The sequence below is a fragment of the Haloarcula japonica DSM 6131 genome, assembly GCF_000336635.1.
In the GTDB taxonomy this organism is placed as follows: Archaea; Halobacteriota; Halobacteria; order Halobacteriales; family Haloarculaceae; genus Haloarcula; species Haloarcula japonica.
Genome location: NZ_AOLY01000039.1, coordinates 341,933 through 357,807 on the forward strand (window position 1 = coordinate 341,933; position 15,875 = coordinate 357,807).

12 protein-coding genes are annotated in these 15,875 nt (G+C 64.9%); 4 read left to right on the forward strand and 8 right to left on the reverse strand.

Features of this window, described 5'->3' with window-relative positions:
* Genes C444_RS16155 through C444_RS16165 form a run of 3 tightly spaced genes read right to left on the reverse strand, consistent with a single transcriptional unit; the run spans position 1 to position 4,756 of the window.
* A complete protein-coding gene (locus C444_RS16155; protein WP_004594085.1) occupies positions 1–1,389 on the reverse strand; it encodes a DUF58 domain-containing protein in 1,389 nt (462 codons plus the stop codon).
* 2 nt (positions 1,390–1,391) lie between these two features.
* Positions 1,392–1,979, reverse strand: a complete 588-nt coding sequence (locus C444_RS16160; protein ID WP_004594086.1) for a DUF7269 family protein — start codon at positions 1,977–1,979, stop codon at positions 1,392–1,394.
* On the reverse strand, positions 1,979–4,756 hold the full coding sequence (locus C444_RS16165; protein ID WP_004594087.1) for a transglutaminase TgpA family protein: 2,778 nt from the start codon (positions 4,754–4,756) through the stop codon (positions 1,979–1,981). The genes C444_RS16160 and C444_RS16165 overlap by 1 nt, the downstream gene beginning before the upstream one ends.
* 303 nt (positions 4,757–5,059) lie before the next feature.
* On the opposite strand from C444_RS16165, the gene C444_RS16170 reads away from it, so the two are divergent.
* From C444_RS16170 to C444_RS16185, 4 genes are all read left to right on the forward strand, one after another.
* The gene (locus C444_RS16170) at positions 5,060–6,325 is read left to right on the forward strand and encodes a NosD domain-containing protein (protein WP_004594088.1); all 1,266 of its coding nucleotides are present in this window, start codon (positions 5,060–5,062) and stop codon (positions 6,323–6,325) included.
* Between the two features lie 57 nt (positions 6,326–6,382).
* Positions 6,383–6,658, forward strand: a complete 276-nt coding sequence (locus C444_RS16175; RefSeq protein WP_004594089.1) for a hypothetical protein — start codon at positions 6,383–6,385, stop codon at positions 6,656–6,658.
* 95 nt (positions 6,659–6,753) lie between these two features.
* Complete coding sequence (locus C444_RS16180; RefSeq protein ID WP_004594090.1) at positions 6,754–7,692, forward strand: ABC transporter ATP-binding protein; 939 nt, start codon at positions 6,754–6,756, stop codon at positions 7,690–7,692.
* On the forward strand, positions 7,689–8,693 hold the full coding sequence (locus tag C444_RS16185) for an ABC transporter permease (RefSeq protein WP_004594091.1): 1,005 nt from the start codon (positions 7,689–7,691) through the stop codon (positions 8,691–8,693). Before C444_RS16180 ends, C444_RS16185 begins: the two co-directional genes overlap by 4 nt.
* Positions 8,694–8,859: 166 nt before the next feature.
* Here the strand turns inward: C444_RS16185 and C444_RS16190 are convergent, their stop codons facing one another.
* From C444_RS16190 to C444_RS16210, 5 genes are all read right to left on the reverse strand, one after another.
* Positions 8,860–11,055: a hybrid sensor histidine kinase/response regulator gene (locus C444_RS16190; RefSeq protein WP_004594092.1), complete on the reverse strand. Its 2,196-nt coding sequence runs from the start codon at positions 11,053–11,055 to the stop codon at positions 8,860–8,862.
* Positions 11,056–11,213: 158 nt separating this feature from the next.
* Positions 11,214–13,292, reverse strand: a complete 2,079-nt coding sequence (gene ligA, locus C444_RS16195; protein WP_004594093.1) for an NAD-dependent DNA ligase LigA — start codon at positions 13,290–13,292, stop codon at positions 11,214–11,216.
* A 144-nt stretch (positions 13,293–13,436) separates the two neighbouring features.
* Positions 13,437–13,706 carry a HalOD1 output domain-containing protein gene (locus C444_RS16200; protein ID WP_004594094.1) on the reverse strand — a complete coding sequence of 90 codons (270 nt, stop codon included), beginning with the start codon at positions 13,704–13,706 and terminating at the stop codon, positions 13,437–13,439.
* Positions 13,707–13,892: 186 nt separating this feature from the next.
* Positions 13,893–14,996, reverse strand: coding sequence for a pyridoxal-phosphate-dependent aminotransferase family protein (locus C444_RS16205; RefSeq protein WP_004594095.1), 1,104 nt, complete (start codon positions 14,994–14,996; stop codon positions 13,893–13,895).
* Positions 14,997–15,292: 296 nt separating this feature from the next.
* The gene (locus C444_RS16210; RefSeq protein ID WP_004594096.1) at positions 15,293–15,772 is read right to left on the reverse strand and encodes a hypothetical protein; all 480 of its coding nucleotides are present in this window, start codon (positions 15,770–15,772) and stop codon (positions 15,293–15,295) included.
* Positions 15,773–15,875 lie beyond the last annotated feature (103 nt).

Sequence of the window (15,875 nt, forward strand, 5' to 3'; positions counted from 1 at the left end):
TTACACGCTGAACAGGTCCGCGAGCGAGGCCCGCAGCGCCACGTCGATGGGGCTGTCGAGGTCCCAGTCGATGACGGTCGCGCCGGACAGTTCGGCCCGCTGGAGGCGAGCGGCGCGTTCGGTGCTCGCGACAGCCGCACCGAGCGAATCCCCGCGGGCCAGCGACGGACTCACGAGCGTCGTCGGGTAATCGCGGACCGCGAGTGACGACACCAGCGAGACGGGCCAGTCGTCGGCGGCCGGCGAGAACACGACTACCTGCGCGGTCGGCGGGAGCCGAGCGAGCACGGCGAGCAGGTCCGGGTCCTCGATGGTGCCGCCGTCGGCCGTCGTCACCCTCGCAGCTTCGCCCCGAGGCTGCTGTGGGGACTCGTCCTCAGACGCATCAGCGTCATCGGCCGTGTCGGTGTCTGACTGCCGGGCCGCGGCGCGGCCCACGCTGTCGAACACCTGCCTCGCGTGGGCGGCCGCGTGACCGCCCGAAGCGTCGACCCACGCCAGCCCGTCGGGACCGAGGCCGCCGGGGACATCCGCTTCGGCCAATCCGACGGCACAGACGCTCGCGACGACGCTGGTCCGGGAGAGCGCATCGAACAGACGCTCGGCGGCGTAAGCCGATAGTTCGGCTCCAGTCGGGAATCCCGGCTCCGGCGTCACGTGGGCCGGCGGCCGCGCATCCACGACCAACACCGTTCTGACGGCCTGTTCCTCCCGATAGTCGATAGTCGTCAGTTCGTCGGTCTTGGCGTAGCGCCGCCAATCGATGCGGTTGACCGGGTCACCGGGCTGGTAGCTCCGCGTCGAGTGGAACTCAAGCCCGCTTCCGCCGGTGTCGGTCGGAAGTGTGCCCGCCCGCGGGAGCGTCGCGTCGGCCATCGGCACCTCGGAGACGGTGTTCGAGCAGGTCAGGGACCCGTCGCCGGCCACGGGCAGGTCGACGGTCACCTCGTCGCTGGCCGACAGCGTCCGCACCCGCACCGCGGCGGTGTCGAACGTGTAGGTCCCGCGCTTTGCCATCACGGCGTAAGATAGCGTCGCGCTCTCGTCGGGCCGTAGCGACGTACAGAGCCGCGGCGACCCCTCAACGACGGCCAGTTCCTCGGGCACGCCGTCGATGACCCGTACATCGGTCAGCGAACTGCTACCAGTGTTTGTGAGGGTGAGTTCAACCGCGACCGGCTCGCCCGGCGTCGGCTGTGCGTCAGAAACGGACCGAGCTGCTTGCAAGTCGGTTCCCGCCGGTAGCCGCGAGAGCGCACCGTAAGCCACGTATATGAGCGGGATTGCGGTCGCCGCGAGCAACAGCGGCTCGGCAGTCAACAGCGAGACGCTAACGAGAAACAGCGCGGCCGCGAGGCCGCCGCTCCAGCGCCGCACGCGGCGGTGCATCGTCAGCGCTCACCTCCGGACACCTGCTCGATAGCATCGACCGTCCGGCGGATGCGGCGGCGGCGCTCGCTCTCCGGGTCAAGCCATAGACGGAGCCGGGCCAGCAGCGACTGCGGTTCGTCCGGAGCGAGCAGCGCCGCCGCGACGGCGTCGTCGGTCCACGTCCCAGCACGCACTGCCTGGTGGGCGGACGCCTGCGAGACACCGGCTCCGATAGCATAGGCCGTCGTCGCTGCCGCGGTGAGGCGTTCGGTAACCGTGTCCATCGCCGCGTCGTCGCCAGCGACGGCGTCGTCGATGGCCGTATCGATGTCAGCAGCGAATATCCGTCTCTCCGTCGCTGTCACGTCTTCCGGCGGACTGTCGACGGCCACGTCGAAGGCGGTCGATGAGCCACCACCGAGCCAGCCGGCGAGGACCGCATAGAGCCCAACGGTCAGACTTCCGGCGAGGAGGGCGGTCGTCGGGGCAACGTTACCGAACACGGCGACCAGCGACTCGCCAGCGGCCGTCGGTGCGAAAACAAGGGAGGCCGCGACCGCGGTTGCCAGCAGCCCCACAGTCCCGAAAACGACCGTTCGTAGGCGCATCAGGCCCGCCTCTCCGTCGCATCGTCAGTATCGTTGGTCGCGCTGGACTGTTGCCCGGCGGCCGCCTCGATGTGCCGGATGGCGTCCTCAACGGCCGCGACGTGCTCCTGTGGGTCCCGCTGGCCGTACTCGACCGCCCGGAAGGCGTCCCGGACCGTCCGAACCGCGGCCGGCGGGAGGCCGTCGCGTTCGATGGCGTGGGTCGCGATTTCGCCGGGCGTCCGCGTCCAGTACCGCCGAAGGGAAACGTGGGTCAGGAAGCGCGTCCACGCCTCGCGGATGGTGACGCGAGCCGCAGGCGTTCCGTTGCCACCGTTTGATTCAGTTGTGGAGACCGCTGCTGCCGCATCGCTGGCTGCGTCTTCGGCTGCTGCAAGGCGGTCAGTGAGCCACGCTCGCAACGCTTCGAGCAGCGCCGCCGGCGACCGGTGCCCGGTAAGCAGGTCACGGAGCGCCGTGGCAGTGAGTCCGAGTCGCGTTCGGAAACGACCCAGCAGATCATCGGTAACCACCGCAACGCCGACAAGCGCCCCGACGGCGAGTTCGCGTGCGGCCCGTATCCATTCCCATATCGTCCCCGGCGTGACGTTCTGCCGTCGAGCGCCGACAACCGTCCCGGCGAGGAGAACGCCGAAACCCAGCACGACGCCCGCGGCGTTGACGAACAGGCCGCTGACGGTCGTCGTGGCCGTCTGGCCGTACTTCGAGACCGTAATCGTGGCACTGGCCGCGAGCGGCATCCTGACCGTCACCTGACCGGCCGCGCCGGTCCGTGCCGTCGGCTCGCCGCCGAGTGTAACTGTGGCGTTCGTGACCGGGTCCCCGCCCATCGTCGCGTTCACCGTCTGGCCAGCGACGGGGAAGGCCAGTGGGAGCGACGGCGACGTTGCTACGGAAAGCCGTTCGAGTACGACAGTCGTGTTACCGCTGACGGCGTCGCGCTCGACGGCAACCGAGACGTTGCCGGGTTCGGTCGGGAGTACGACCGTTGCCCGCCCCTGCCGGTCCGTCGTCGCCGTCTGCTCGCCATTGAGCAAGACATCGCCGTCCCGCACCGGCACACCGTCGACGGTCGCGGTGACAGTTACCTCGCCGCCGGTGACCTGTTCGCCGGTGATGCTCACCGACGCGGTCGTGTTCAGTTCGTAGCTCGCATTCGTCGACTGCTGGGCCTGCGGGCCGGTCACAGCGAAGGCGCGAGTGCTGTCACGCGGGACCGACGGAGCGACGAGCGAATCCGTGTCACCGGATGCATCGACAGTGATCGTCAGTTCGGCTTCGTAGGGAACCGTCCCGGAAACGGTGCCGTCCGGCCCCGTCGTGCCCACCCGCTCACCGTTGAAGTACACGTTGGCTCCCTCGACCGGTGCGCCGTCACGGGTCACCGTCGCAGCAACCGCCGCGCCCGGCGTCGCCGTCCGGTTGAGTTCGATGACGAACTCGCCGGACTGCGAGACCGTCTGTCCGTCGCCCGAGTCGCCGGTGCCGTCGTTCTCACCGGTCCCGTCTGTACCCGTCTCAGTGCCCTCGGTTCCGCCGCTGTCAGATTCCTGCCCAGCCCCGCCAGTCGGGGCTTCGGTCTGTGGCTCGTCCGTCGGCGTCCCGACGGCGAACTCCTCGTCAGGGCTTCCGGACTCGGCAGCGCTGTAGTCCTGGCTACTGTTTTGCATCGCCTGCTGTTCGGACGCCAGGCGCTCCTGCCCCGGCGTCGGGTCAAACTTCACCCAGCCGACATCCTCGAAGTACACCTCGACCCACGCGTGGGCGTTCATGCCGCGAACGGTGTACTGGTTCTGGCCGGTCCGCTCGCCGGTCGAGTAGCCGACGACGTAGCGCGCCGGGATGTCCTGACTCCGCAGCATCACCACCATCGACGTAGCGAAGTACTCGCAGTACCCCTCGTCCATCTGGAAAATGAACTCCGAGGCCACGTCGTCCTCGGGCGGCTGACTGACGTTCAGCGAGTAGTTCTTGTTCGCCTCTAGCCACCGCTCGATGGTCGCCGCCGTCTCGTACGGCGAGTCGCTGTCCTCGGTCAGCCGGTCGGTGAACGGCCCCACCTGTGCCGAGGTCGACGCCGGGACGCCCGTGTATCGCGATTCCACGGTATCGGGGTAGTCCCGGCCGCTCGTCCGCAGCACTTCCGGGTCGTCGGGAGGTGTCACGCTTGTCGCGCTGTATGTCGTTCCGGCAGGGAGCGGTCGCTCGGACGTGACCGCGCCGTACTCGGTGACCATTACGTCGTCACGGGACACCGATTTCGGCCGCCAGACGGTCGGCAGTGACGTGGCGGACTTGGCCAGTCGCACCTCGTAGTCGACCGTCGTGTCGGCCATCCCGTCGACCGCCATCGGCCCCTCGTAGGCCTGCGGGTCCGCGCGTCCGTCCCACCCCGTACCGGTGTACGTCTCGTACGCGCCGGTCCGCCAATACGCCGGCTCAGAACTCGTGACGGTGAAATGCGGGTCTGTCTCCTGTGACTGATACGGGCTGCCGTCGCCGCCAATCGAGCCCCCGACATCGGTCTGGCTCCCCGGGTTCAGCGCGCCGAGTTGGCCGCCGCTGCCGCCGGCTGCGGTCCCGCCAGCCTCCCCGAACGGGTTCTCCTGCGGGAGCGGGACAAGAGACTCTAGCGGGCTCTGTGTCCCACCAGGTGCCAGAATCGGGAGCGTCGCCGCTGCCAGCACCACGGCCACGACACACACGGCGGTGAGGAGGACACGGAGGTAATCCCGGTCTGCCGATACGTCGTCGAACGGCGAGTCGTCGGAGCCCACGTCGGATTACCGTATCGTCCCGGCGCTGTCGGCATAAATCTGCTGTCAGCGGCGGGGACGGTGAGACCTGGCGTCTCGTTCTATCGTCTGGAGCGCCACATCGACAGCAAATAGACATCCAGAGATTCACTAATCGGCGTTAGCTAGGCCGTACAGTTCAGGTATTGACGAATACGTACGGTTCAGACAGCTATTATAAGCGGTTATTGCGAGCGACCGGGCAGCCATGCATGCATGACCATTGACAGGAGCGGCACCGGTACTGGGTCACGACAGTCGGGCTGGCAGGCGTCACGTCGGTCCGTGCTGTCGAGTATCGGTGCTGCAGCAGGTATCGGACTATTCAGCGGCGACGGGCAGGCACAGACGGGGGCTGGACTGTCAGGGGCGGGAGCGCTGTACCTCGTCACGACGGGAGCGGGCCAATCAAACGGGAACGGCAGCGGAAACGGGACGGAGTATCGTGTCCTTGCTGCCGGCGGCAGCGTCGCGTTCTCGACCGGCGGTACTGCCGATGAGGCATTCCAGTATGCCTTCGACAACGTCCCGGACAGCGGCGGGGCCGTTATCGCTAGCGCCGACACCTTCCGCTTTGGTGGGCCAGCGACGATGGGCGACAACACCGCGCTGACCGGCCAGCAGGGGACCCGCTTCGTCGCGTCACAGACGGGAACGGGCGAGGACCCCGCGCCGTCGGAGTCCCAGTCGAACCCGCTGCCGGCCGGCCACGACATCGTTCGCGTGCGTGGTGACAATACTGCCGTCACTGGCATCGAATTCGACGCCAACGGAACGCAACTGGACAACCAGGCCGTTCAGGCTGACGAGTGCGACGGCGTTTACATCGCCCGCAACCGAACGGTGAACGGCTTCCAGATGGCGCTGTCGTTCACGCGGTGTACCGGCGTGACGGTCGAGCACAACGAGGTCATCAACCCGAACTGGTACGGCATCACCAGCCGGGCCGCCCCGACCGGCAGCGACCGGGACCTCCGGCAGTCCAGCGACGTTGTCATCGCCGGAAACCGCGTCGTCGGCGTGAAGTTCAACAACATCGCCCCGTACAACGTCTCGAACTTCGCCGTCGTGGGCAACGTCGCCGTCGACGGCGGCCACAGCCTCATCGCCTGCTCGCCGGCCCAGCGCGGAACTATCGTCGGAAACGTCTGTCGGGACCTGACCGAGTTCGCACCCGACCCCGGCGGCGAGGCGGGCATCGAAATCGAGTACAAGGAGACCCACCTCCGAGACGAGGTGGCCGGGACCCCCGAAGCCCGGTCGTCCGACATCACCATCTCGGGCAATCAGGTCGACAACTGCCCGGTCGGCATCCTCGCTCGAACAGTACCGGCAGATGCGGACAACACTGACGCACGGGCCGAGGAGCGACCGTTCAGTTTCACGATTACTGGCAACACCGTCAGCGACGCGTCGGCGGCCGGCATCCGGCTCCGGTCGGGCGACGCGGGCGTAGTGGCGACGAACACGGTTCGGAACGCCGGGACTGCAGTCGACATCGACGAGGAGTTCACCGCAAGCATTGAGCAAGGGTTGAACGTAACCCGGTAACGGCGGTTCGAGCGGGGGTTGTAAGATATAAACCGCCGGCACGCAAACGACACAGCAATGACTGACGACGAGGAGACGGTCCAGTGCTGGCTGGTCGAACGCTCCAGTTTCGGCGACGAGCGGATGGTGACGCTCATCTACGCGCCCCCGGAGGGCGACCGCCACCTGACCAAGCAACTCTCGCCGAACCTGCTCAGGCGCAAGCGGATCACGGCAGCCACCGACGTCGAACCCGAGCGGCTCGAACCCGTCAACGACGAGGAGACGCGGGAACGATACGCCACAGAGGCCCAGCGGATGGCCGAGCGCCACGACCCCGACGCCGAAGTGTAAGCGAGCGTTTCGACAGCTACGGCCCGTCTATCGAGTTTTTTGATTGATAACTGGAACACGAAAGACTATACACGCGGCCGTCACAAACGCGCGGTATGGCAGCGATAGAACTGGATGGCGTCACCAAGCAGTTCGGAAGCCTCACCGCGCTGCAAGGGGTCGACCTCACCGTCGAGGAGGGCGAAATCTTCGGCTTCCTCGGCCCGAACGGGGCCGGGAAGTCGACGACGATCAACATCCTCCTGGATTTCGTCCGCGCGACCGACGGGTCGGCGACGGTGCTCGGCCACGACATCCACGAAGAACCGAAGCGAATCCGTGCCCGCACTGGAGTCCTCCCCGAAGGCTACGACGTGTACGACCGGCTCACCGGTCGGCAGCACCTCTCCTTTGTCATCGAGTCGAAAGACGCCGACGAGGACGCCGACGAACTGGCTGAACGAGTCGGCATCGCCGACGCTATCGACCGCAAGGCCGGCGGCTACTCCAAGGGGATGCAACAGCGCCTCGTCTTGGCAATGGCGCTCGTTGGCGAGCCCGACCTACTCATCCTCGACGAGCCAACGACCGGGCTGGACCCCAACGGAGCCCGCCTGATGCGGGAACTCATCCGCGAGGAGAACGAGCGCGGCGCGACCGTCTTCTTCTCCAGTCACATCCTCGGCCAGGTCGAGGCCGTCTGTGACACGGTCGGCATCCTCCAGGACGGCCGCCTCATCGCGAAAGACAGCGTCGCCGGGCTGCGCGAGGCCGCCGCCGGGGACACCGTCCTCCGCGTGACGCTTGCCGACGGCGACGGCACCGACGCCGCGGTCGCGGCTATCGAGGGGCTCGACGAGGTGTCGACGGTGACCGCAGACGGAACGACGCTCACCGTCGGCTGTGACAGCGACGCGAAGATGGCCGTGCTCAACGCTGTCGAGGAAAGCGGGAGCGAGGTCGCCAACTTCGAGACCGAGGAGACCTCGCTCGATGAAGTGTTCGCCGCCTACACCGAGCAACAGGAACAAGAACAGGCGGAGGTCGACGCATGAGCGCCGAACAGAACCCCATCAAGCGGTTCCTCGGCGACGTAGATACGAGTATCAAGAACTCCGAGTTCGCCGACTGGTACCCGATCTCCAAAAAGGAGTTCCGCGACACGGTCCGTTCGCCGTGGATCTGGGTGCTCTCGTTTATTTTCATCGTCCTCTTCGCGCTCCCGGCACTGCTGGGCCTGTATTTCAACATCGGCCAACAGTTCGCTGAGGCCGGCGCATCGCTGACGACGGATGCCTACGTCCGGTTCGCACTCCCGATCGCAGCGCCGCTGCTCCCCGCGGTCGCCATCGTCATCGGCTACGCCGCAATCGCCCGGGAGAGCGAGCGCGGCTCACTGAAGATACTGCTGTCGCTCCCGTACACGCGCGGCGAACTGCTCGCCGGCAAGTTTGTCGGCCGGAGCGCGATCACGCTCATTCCGGTCACAGTCGGGCTCCTGACGACGCTACTAGTGATACTCCCCTCGGAGATCGAAATCGCGTGGGAGTCGTTCCTGCTGTTCGCACTCGCGACGATGGTATATGGGGTCGTGTTCACGGCGTTCGCAATCGGCCTCTCGGCGGCGCTGAAAACCGCACGCCGGGCGATGGCAGCGTCGCTCGGGATTTACGTCTACCTGCAAGTGTTCTGGTCGAACCTCGGGGCAGGCCTCGGAAATCTGCTATCGGACCACGCGAACATCGGTGAAGTGACCCAGCTCCACGTCGAACTGTTCGTTTCGCTCCTGAGCCCTATCGCAGCGTACCGCACACTCGTTCAGGAGGTCTTGCAGGGGACGCCGATCCGGTCGCGACTCCTGCTCACGTCGAGTCCGCAGGTGACGTGTGAGGAGATGCTGGGTGGAACACTCGAGGTGACACAGACCGGTGCCGAGTGTACCAACGCCGCCTTGCCGCCCCAGTACAGCACTGTCGCAGTTATCGGCTACCTCCTGCTATGGCTGGTCGTCCCGCTGGTCGCCGGCTACTACGTCTTCGAGAACAAGGACCTGTAACGCGTCGCTGTCGGCTGCCTCGTTCTGGCGACGCTTTGCAGCCGGAACAAACGGCGATAGCAACAGTCGGAACGGGTACCAAACCGATTGCCTGCCGACGGCGACCGGACGCGTGTTGGTTCACAACGGTTCCGACAGGGAGTGCCATAGCGTCACAACGGATGCGTCACTCGGGAAACTCGACACCGGTGATTTCGAACCGAGCGCCCCCGTCCTCGCTGTCGGTGACGCGGATCTCCCAGCCGTGGATTTCGGCGATCTGTCTGGCGATCCGGAGCCCGAAGCCGGTCCCGTCCTCGGCGGTCGAGTAGCCCGCCTCGAACACCTTCTCGCGCTCGTCGGCGGGGATACCCGGGCCGTCGTCGGACACGTAGAACCCCGTCCCGTCGTCGAGGAGGCCGACCGTAACGGTTACCCCCGGGCCGCCGTGTTCAATCGCATTCCCGAAGAGGTTCTCGAACAGGCCCGACAGTCGGTCGCTGTCGGCCTCGACGATCCACTCCCGGTTCCCGTCGGCCGCATACCGTAGCTCGGCGGCTTCGTCGCCGTCCGCGACGATCTTCCAGGCGGCGTCGGTCGTCTCCCGGAAATCGACGGGCTCTGTCACCTCGATATCGACTCCCTCGCGGGCCAGCCTGAGGACATTGTCGGCGATGTCGTTCATCCGCTGGAGCGCGTTATCGAGCGAGTCCAGATGCACACTGTCACACTCCTCGCGAGCGAGCATTAGTCGGCTGCGAGCCACCTGTAGCGGATTTTGAAGATCATGAGAGACGACACCAGCAAACTCTTCGAGGCGCTCGTTTTGCCGGGCCAACTCCCGTTTTTGCTCCGTCAGGTCCGTGATGTCTCGAAAGGTCCACAGCCGACCGAACCGCGTCCCGTCCTCGGCAATGACGGGTGCCGTATAGCGGTCGAACACGCGACCGTCGGCGAGTTCGAGTTCGTCTCTGGCAGTCATCTCGGGGTGTTCATACAGTGCCTCGACATCCACGCGAAACGCCTCCGGTTCGGCGACTTGCTCCATTGCCCACCCCAGAGCGACTTCCTCGTCGCCACGTTCGACAATGTCCCGCGGGATGTCCCACATATCGACGAACCGTTCGTTGTAAGAGACGATGGTATCGTCTTCGTCGACGACGAGTATCCCGTCGATCACCGCCTCCTGCTGTGCTTTGAGAACCGACCGCTGCCTGGCGATTTCCATCTCGTGTTCCCGCTGCTCGGTCACTTCGCGGGTGACACCGACCACGCCCTCGACCGTCCCATCGATCACAAGCGGCGTGAGCCGGTACTCCAGCACCTCGTATCCGTGTCCGGGGAACTCGCCGCTCACCTCCCCGCGGAGTTCGTCGCGTTCACCGTCGATTAGGTCCTGGTAGGGGTCTCCTTCGTACTCGCTCCGGATTTTCGGCAGGAGGCTGCTCGGTTCCCCTTCCAGTTCCTCTCTCGTCGATCCGTAGAACGACGCTAGATACTCATTGACGAGGTCGAACCGCCCCTCCGTGTCGTAGATGCAGGCCGATTCCGGCATCGTGTTTACCATCCGCTTGTATCGCTCCAGTTTACGCTCTCGCTCCCGGAGGTCGGTGATATCCATGATGAAGCCCTCTAGTGCGTCCGGTTCGTCCGCTTCCCCCGGTACTCGGTGTCCGTGTTCCCACATCCACTTCTCGGTGCCATTGTTAGTGATAATCCGATAGGTCACCTCGAACTCGTCCTGAGCCGCGAGCGCGTCCTGGACTGTCTCCCAGATCCGGTCGCGCTCCTCCGGATGGAGCACGTCACCCCAGGCAACCTCCCCGGTTTCGAAGTCTGCAGCCGTGTAGCCGGTGAGCGGTTCGATCTCGCCCTCGACGGTTTCCATCGGCCAATCAGGTGCGTTGAGGCGGCGATAGACCATCCCCGGAAGGCTGCTGATGAGCGACTCCAATCGCCGGGTTCGCTCGTCGAGTTCTCGCCGGGACCTGCGTGCGCCGACGGCGTTGCAGATCCGGTTCGCGAGCAGTTTGTACTGCTCGGTGCCCGAGCCCTTCTGGAGGTAGTCGGTCACGCCAGCAGAGATCGCGTCGCTCGCGATCTCCTCGGAGCCTTTCCCGGTGTAGAGGATGAATGGGAGGTCACCGTGGTCCTCACGAACGGTTTCGAGGAACTCGATTCCGTTCTGGCCCGGCATGTCGTAGTCCGAGACGATACAGTCGAATCGCTCCACGGAGAGTCGCTCTATCGCCGAATCGACACTCGTCGCGGTCTCGATACACAATCGGTCGTCCTCGTGTTCGAGTACCGTCGCCGTCACGTCCACGAGGTCCGAATTGTCGTCGACATGAAGAACGCGGACTGTCTCACCGGCGAAGTCCATAGTCTTCCAATTACTATAGGCATACGCGAACAAAATAGGTAGGGTCAAGAACAGACATAGACACGAAACGGATGATAGCGTGACCGGTTGGTTCGAGCGTGTCCGACCACTATCGCTACCGCCGAGGGCGGCTCACTCGGGACCGTTCGACCCGCCTCTCACAGCACACCCGCGTCGTCCAGCAGGTCTTCGAACTCTGCTTCGGTAAGCGTCGTCACGTCGTTTTCTGCAGCGTCGTCCTGTTTCCGCTGGCCGGGGTTGTCGCCGAGCACCAGATAGTCCGTGTTACCGGAGACGCTGCTGGTCGCTGACCCGCCGTGTCGTTCGACCAGTTCCTGGGCGTCACTGCGGGTGTAGCCGTCGAGGGAACCAGTGAAGACGAACGTCTGCCCCGCCAGCGCGTCGCCGCCTGTCTCCTCGGCGGCCTGTGGCTCGACGTACTCAAGTAGGCGGTCGATGACAGCCCGGTTCCCCTCGCCCTCGAAGAACTCCACGATGGAGCGGGCGACGGTCGGCCCCACGTCGGGGACGGCCTCGAACGCGTCGGTATCCCCGTCGTCGGCCGCGTCGAGTATCGCCTCGAACGTGCCGAACTCCTGAGCGAGGTTTCGCGCCGTGACAGTCCCGACTTCGGGGATACCCAGCGCGACGAGGAAGTCCGCGAGCGGTGGCTCCCGAGCGCCGTCCATCCCTTCGACGAGGTTCCGGGCGCTGGTCTCGCCCCAGCCCTCCAAGTCGGTGAGATCCTCGACGGTGAGGTCGTACAGGTCTGCAGGGTCCGAGACGAGGTCAGCACCGAGGAGTTGCTGGACGGCCTTCTCGCCGACACCCTCGATATCCAGCGCGTCGCGGCTGGCGTAGTGCTCGACGCTGCGCTCGCGTTGGGCAGGGCAGGTCAGCCCGCCGGTACAGAACGCCATCGGGCCGTCACGTTCAACTGGGCTGTCACAGGCCGGGCAGGTCTCCGGGAACTCGAAGTGGCCGTCGCCGTCGTCGTCCAGCACTTCGACGACGTCCGGGATGACATCGCCGGCTCGCTTGATACGGACGCGATCACCAACGTCAACACCGAGGTCGGCGATGAGCGACGGATTATGTAGCGAGGCGCGGGAGACGGTGACGCCGCCGACCTCGACGGGGTCCATGAGTGCGACGGGAGTGAGCCGCCCGGTCCGGCCGACCTGTACCACGATGTCCCGCACCGTCGTCTCCTCCTTGCGGGCCGGGAACTTGTAGGCGAACGCCCAGCGCGGGGCGCGCGAGGTCGAGCCGAGTTCGTCGCAGGCGTCCATGTCGTCGACCTTGATGACGACACCGTCGATCTCGTAATCGAGGTCGTCACGGGCCTGCTGCTGGTCGTTCCGGTAGTCGATGGCGGCGTCGATATCGTTGACGACAGCGGTTCGATCACAGACCCGAAGTCCCCACTCGGGGAACCGCTCGTGCATTTCACTGTGGCTCTCGAAGCTGACCGAGGCGTCGAGGACGCCGAAGAAGAAGACAGAGAGGGGGCGCTCGGCGGTCACCGACGGGTCGAGCTGGCGGAGCGTCCCGGCAGCGGCATTGCGCGGGTTCGCGAAGGGGTCCTCGCCGCGCTCGACGCGCTCGCGGTTGAACGCAGTGAAGGCGTCCCGCGGGATGTACACCTCGCCACGGACAGCCAGAAAGTCGGGGTAGTCACCGCGCAGCCGCTGGGGGACGCTGGCGATAGTCCGGACGTTCTCGGTCACGTCCTCGCCGACCTCGCCGTCACCACGCGTCGCGGCCCGCTGGTAGATGCCGTCTTCGTAGACGACCTCAACGGAGAGGCCGTCGAACTTCGGCTCGCAGAAGTACTGCACGTCGTCGGTGTCGAGTCCGTTCCGGACCCGCTCGTCGAACTCCCGCACGTCCGCCTCCTCGCCGCCCTGGTCGATAGAGCCCATCCGCGCGACGTGTTCGACGTCGGGGAGTTCGTCCAGCGGTTCGCCGCCGACGCGCTGGGTCGGACTGCCGTCGGTGTCGAGGTCGAACGCCGATTCGAGCGTCTGCAGCCGGGCAAACAGCGCATCGTAGGCCCGGTCGCCGATGACCGGGTCGTTCTCGACGTAGTACCGGTAGTCGTGATAGCGGATAGCCTCGCGCAACTGATCGGCTTGCTCGCGGGCGGTCTCAGCGTCGACGTCCTCGACGGGCTCGAACTCAGTCCGCGGATCGGAGAGATAGGGGTTCCCGGCGACGTCCTCGGCAGTGGTCATGCTGACGGAGTGTTGCGTCTCGGATACAAAAACGGCTCTGCTCCGGCCCTCGGATCATGGAAGAAACAGTCAGAAACGGAGAATAGGTTTACCCACCTCGCTGCCGTCCGTTAGACGGTAGGCAGAGATAGTGCAGCGACGAAGTTATCGGCCGATACTAGCACTTGGTGCCTTGATTACGAGTTCCCCGTCGCTTCGGACAGTGACCGAGTGACCGGCATATTCAAACGAGATACTGACGGGTGTCGAGCGCTTCGAGGAGCCGATGAGTGAGTCGAGCGCTTCGGGGTCGACAGTCTCGTACAGCGGTGCGAAGTCAGTCTGTTCTCGGCCGGTCATGGCAGAGATGTACTCAGTCACTGCCGCGCTCGGTCGCGTCTCGGTCCAGTCGAACTGTTTTCTGGTCACGTTCATTTGTGTTGAAGAATCGCTGTCCGTACTCCGCCTGTTACTTTTACTCATACGGTTTGTCTATCTACATCAAAGTAGCAAGCAGTAATATAGTCTTCCCAGCATTATCAAACTGTGAAAACGCCAAGTGGTTGCATCGAAACCCTCCAAATCCATCCATAGCTCCGGTCTTCGTCGGTTATCGTCTGTCTACAGATCGGCGACGTCTTCGATTGCGTCAGTTAGTTCCTTGATACTCTCGACGGTGTGTTCGCCCATGTGCCCGATGCGGAAACTCTCCTCGCTGATGTCGCCGTAGCCGCTGGAGAACACCATGTCGTACTCCTCGGAGACCTGCTCGACCGTCTCGGCGACGTTGATGTCCCGCGTGTTCTCGATGCAGGTCACCGTCTGGGATTCGTAGCCGTCCTCGGGATAGAGGTCGAAGTGCTCGCGGGCCCACTCGCGTGTGTACTCGGCCATCTCCTGATGGCGCTGATCGCGGGCGTCGTGGCCCTCATCGAGCATGTGCTTCATCTGCTTGCGGTAGGCGAGCATGAGCGGAATCGCCGGCGTCGAGTGGGTCTGGCCCTTCCGGTCGTAGTAGTCGAGCGTGCGCTGGAAGCCGCCGTACCAAGACGCCGACTCTTTCTCCAGTTCCCGCTCGTAGGCCGCGTCGCTGACGGCACAGACCGCAAGCCCCGGTGGCATGGCGAAGGCCTTCTGCGTGGACGTGAAGATAGCGTCGATGCCGTGTGCTTCGATGTCGATCTGGTCGCCGCCGAGACAGGAGATGGCGTCGACGATGAAGTAGGTGTCCGGGTACTCCGCGACCACGTCGCCGATCTCCTCGATAGGGTTCCGGACGCCGGTCGAGGTCTCGTTCATCACGGCCCCGACGGCGTCGTAGTCGCCGGCTTCGAGCGCGTCGCGGATGTCGTCGGACTTGACCGCCGTACCCCAGTCGTACTCGATGCGGTCGACGTCCTTGCCGAGCCGCTCGGCGACGTTGGCCTGGCGCTCGCTAAACGCGCCGGATGTCGGTACGAGCATGCTATCCTCGACCAGATTGAGCGTCGTCGACTCCCAGAACTCCGTGCCCGACGCCGTGAGCACGATGACGTCGTTGTCGGTCCCGAGGAACTCCTTCGTATCCTCGACGATGGTGGTATAGAGGTCGGTCATCCGGTCCATCCGGTGGCCGAACATCGGTTCGGCCATCGCCTCGATAACGTCCTCACGCACCTCTGTCGGCCCCGGGAGATACAGCGTCTTGTCCTGATAATCGTCTTTGTATTCGCGTTTTTCGGTCACAGAACCACCTGTAGTAGGTGAGTGCTCGAATCCAGGGGCCATGGTAGTTTTGATACCGGGCGAAGCGAACCGGCGCGCGGCCTGAAGAGCGCGGATCGCTCACGGGGAGAAGACACAGATGGCAGTTATAGCCTCCACGAAGTATTTATCAATTGAACAATAATCTTCAACCATGGGTTGCCACACCCCGCTCACAGACGCCCAGCGAGCAGCCGTCGCCGATAGAGCGGTCAAGCAAGTCGCTGACACGCTGGTCGAGATGCATGCCGGCTCGCAATCAGCTCAATGCAAACCGCTCAGCGACGACGATACCAGCGGATACCGTACATGACCAGTCCGGCATAGATTGCCGGGCCAACCAGAGTTGTGGCACTAGTCGTTACCAGTCCGCTGAACAAGTAGCTGAGGAACACGTCGATAAAGACCAGAAGAAAGGGAGCGAGCGCGAGGGCCTTCCCGCCGGTTCTGAGCGCCGCGTCGACCGTCGACTGTGTGGCCCCAATCCCTGCAACGCCGGCGACAACGAGGATATACGACAGCGGGACGCCCGGCGGTGAGACGATGGGAAGCGTAAACAGCGCGACTGCACCGAGGGCAAAGCCGACGAGTCGCGGTCCGCTGTCGCTCTGGGTAAGCGCGTTCTGGATCCCGTCCAGATCGCCGGCGTTGAGCGCCGCTTCGAGGTCCGAGGTGGTTTGACTGCCGCCGCCGGCGTCGAGGATCGTTGATCCGGTCCCGGCGTCGACCGGGCTATCGAAGTCCCGGCCGCAGTGCATACACCACGTCGCGGTCGCGCTGACTTTCTCCGAGCAGTGGGGGCAGCGGGGATCGGCGGTCATACTGTCATGTTCGAGGGCGCACAGTTAGCGGTTACGGGGG

Excerpts from the sequence above, each read along its gene's own strand:
- C444_RS16155 (WP_004594085.1), bottom strand. The coding sequence starts at position 1,389 with ATGCACCGCCGCGTGCGGCGCTGGAGCGGCGGCCTCGCGGCCGCGCTG.
- C444_RS16160 (WP_004594086.1), bottom strand. The coding sequence starts at position 1,979 with ATGCGCCTACGAACGGTCGTTTTCGGGACTGTGGGGCTGCTGGCAACC.
- C444_RS16175 (WP_004594089.1), top strand. The coding sequence starts at position 6,383 with ATGACTGACGACGAGGAGACGGTCCAGTGCTGGCTGGTCGAACGCTCC.
- C444_RS16180 (WP_004594090.1), top strand. The coding sequence starts at position 6,754 with ATGGCAGCGATAGAACTGGATGGCGTCACCAAGCAGTTCGGAAGCCTC.
- C444_RS16185 (WP_004594091.1), top strand. The coding sequence starts at position 7,689 with ATGAGCGCCGAACAGAACCCCATCAAGCGGTTCCTCGGCGACGTAGAT.
- C444_RS16190 (WP_004594092.1), bottom strand. The coding sequence starts at position 11,055 with ATGGACTTCGCCGGTGAGACAGTCCGCGTTCTTCATGTCGACGACAAT.
- ligA (WP_004594093.1), bottom strand. The coding sequence starts at position 13,292 with ATGACCACTGCCGAGGACGTCGCCGGGAACCCCTATCTCTCCGATCCG.
- C444_RS16200 (WP_004594094.1), bottom strand. The coding sequence starts at position 13,706 with ATGAACGTGACCAGAAAACAGTTCGACTGGACCGAGACGCGACCGAGC.
- C444_RS16210 (WP_004594096.1), bottom strand. The coding sequence starts at position 15,772 with ATGCACTGCGGCCGGGACTTCGATAGCCCGGTCGACGCCGGGACCGGA.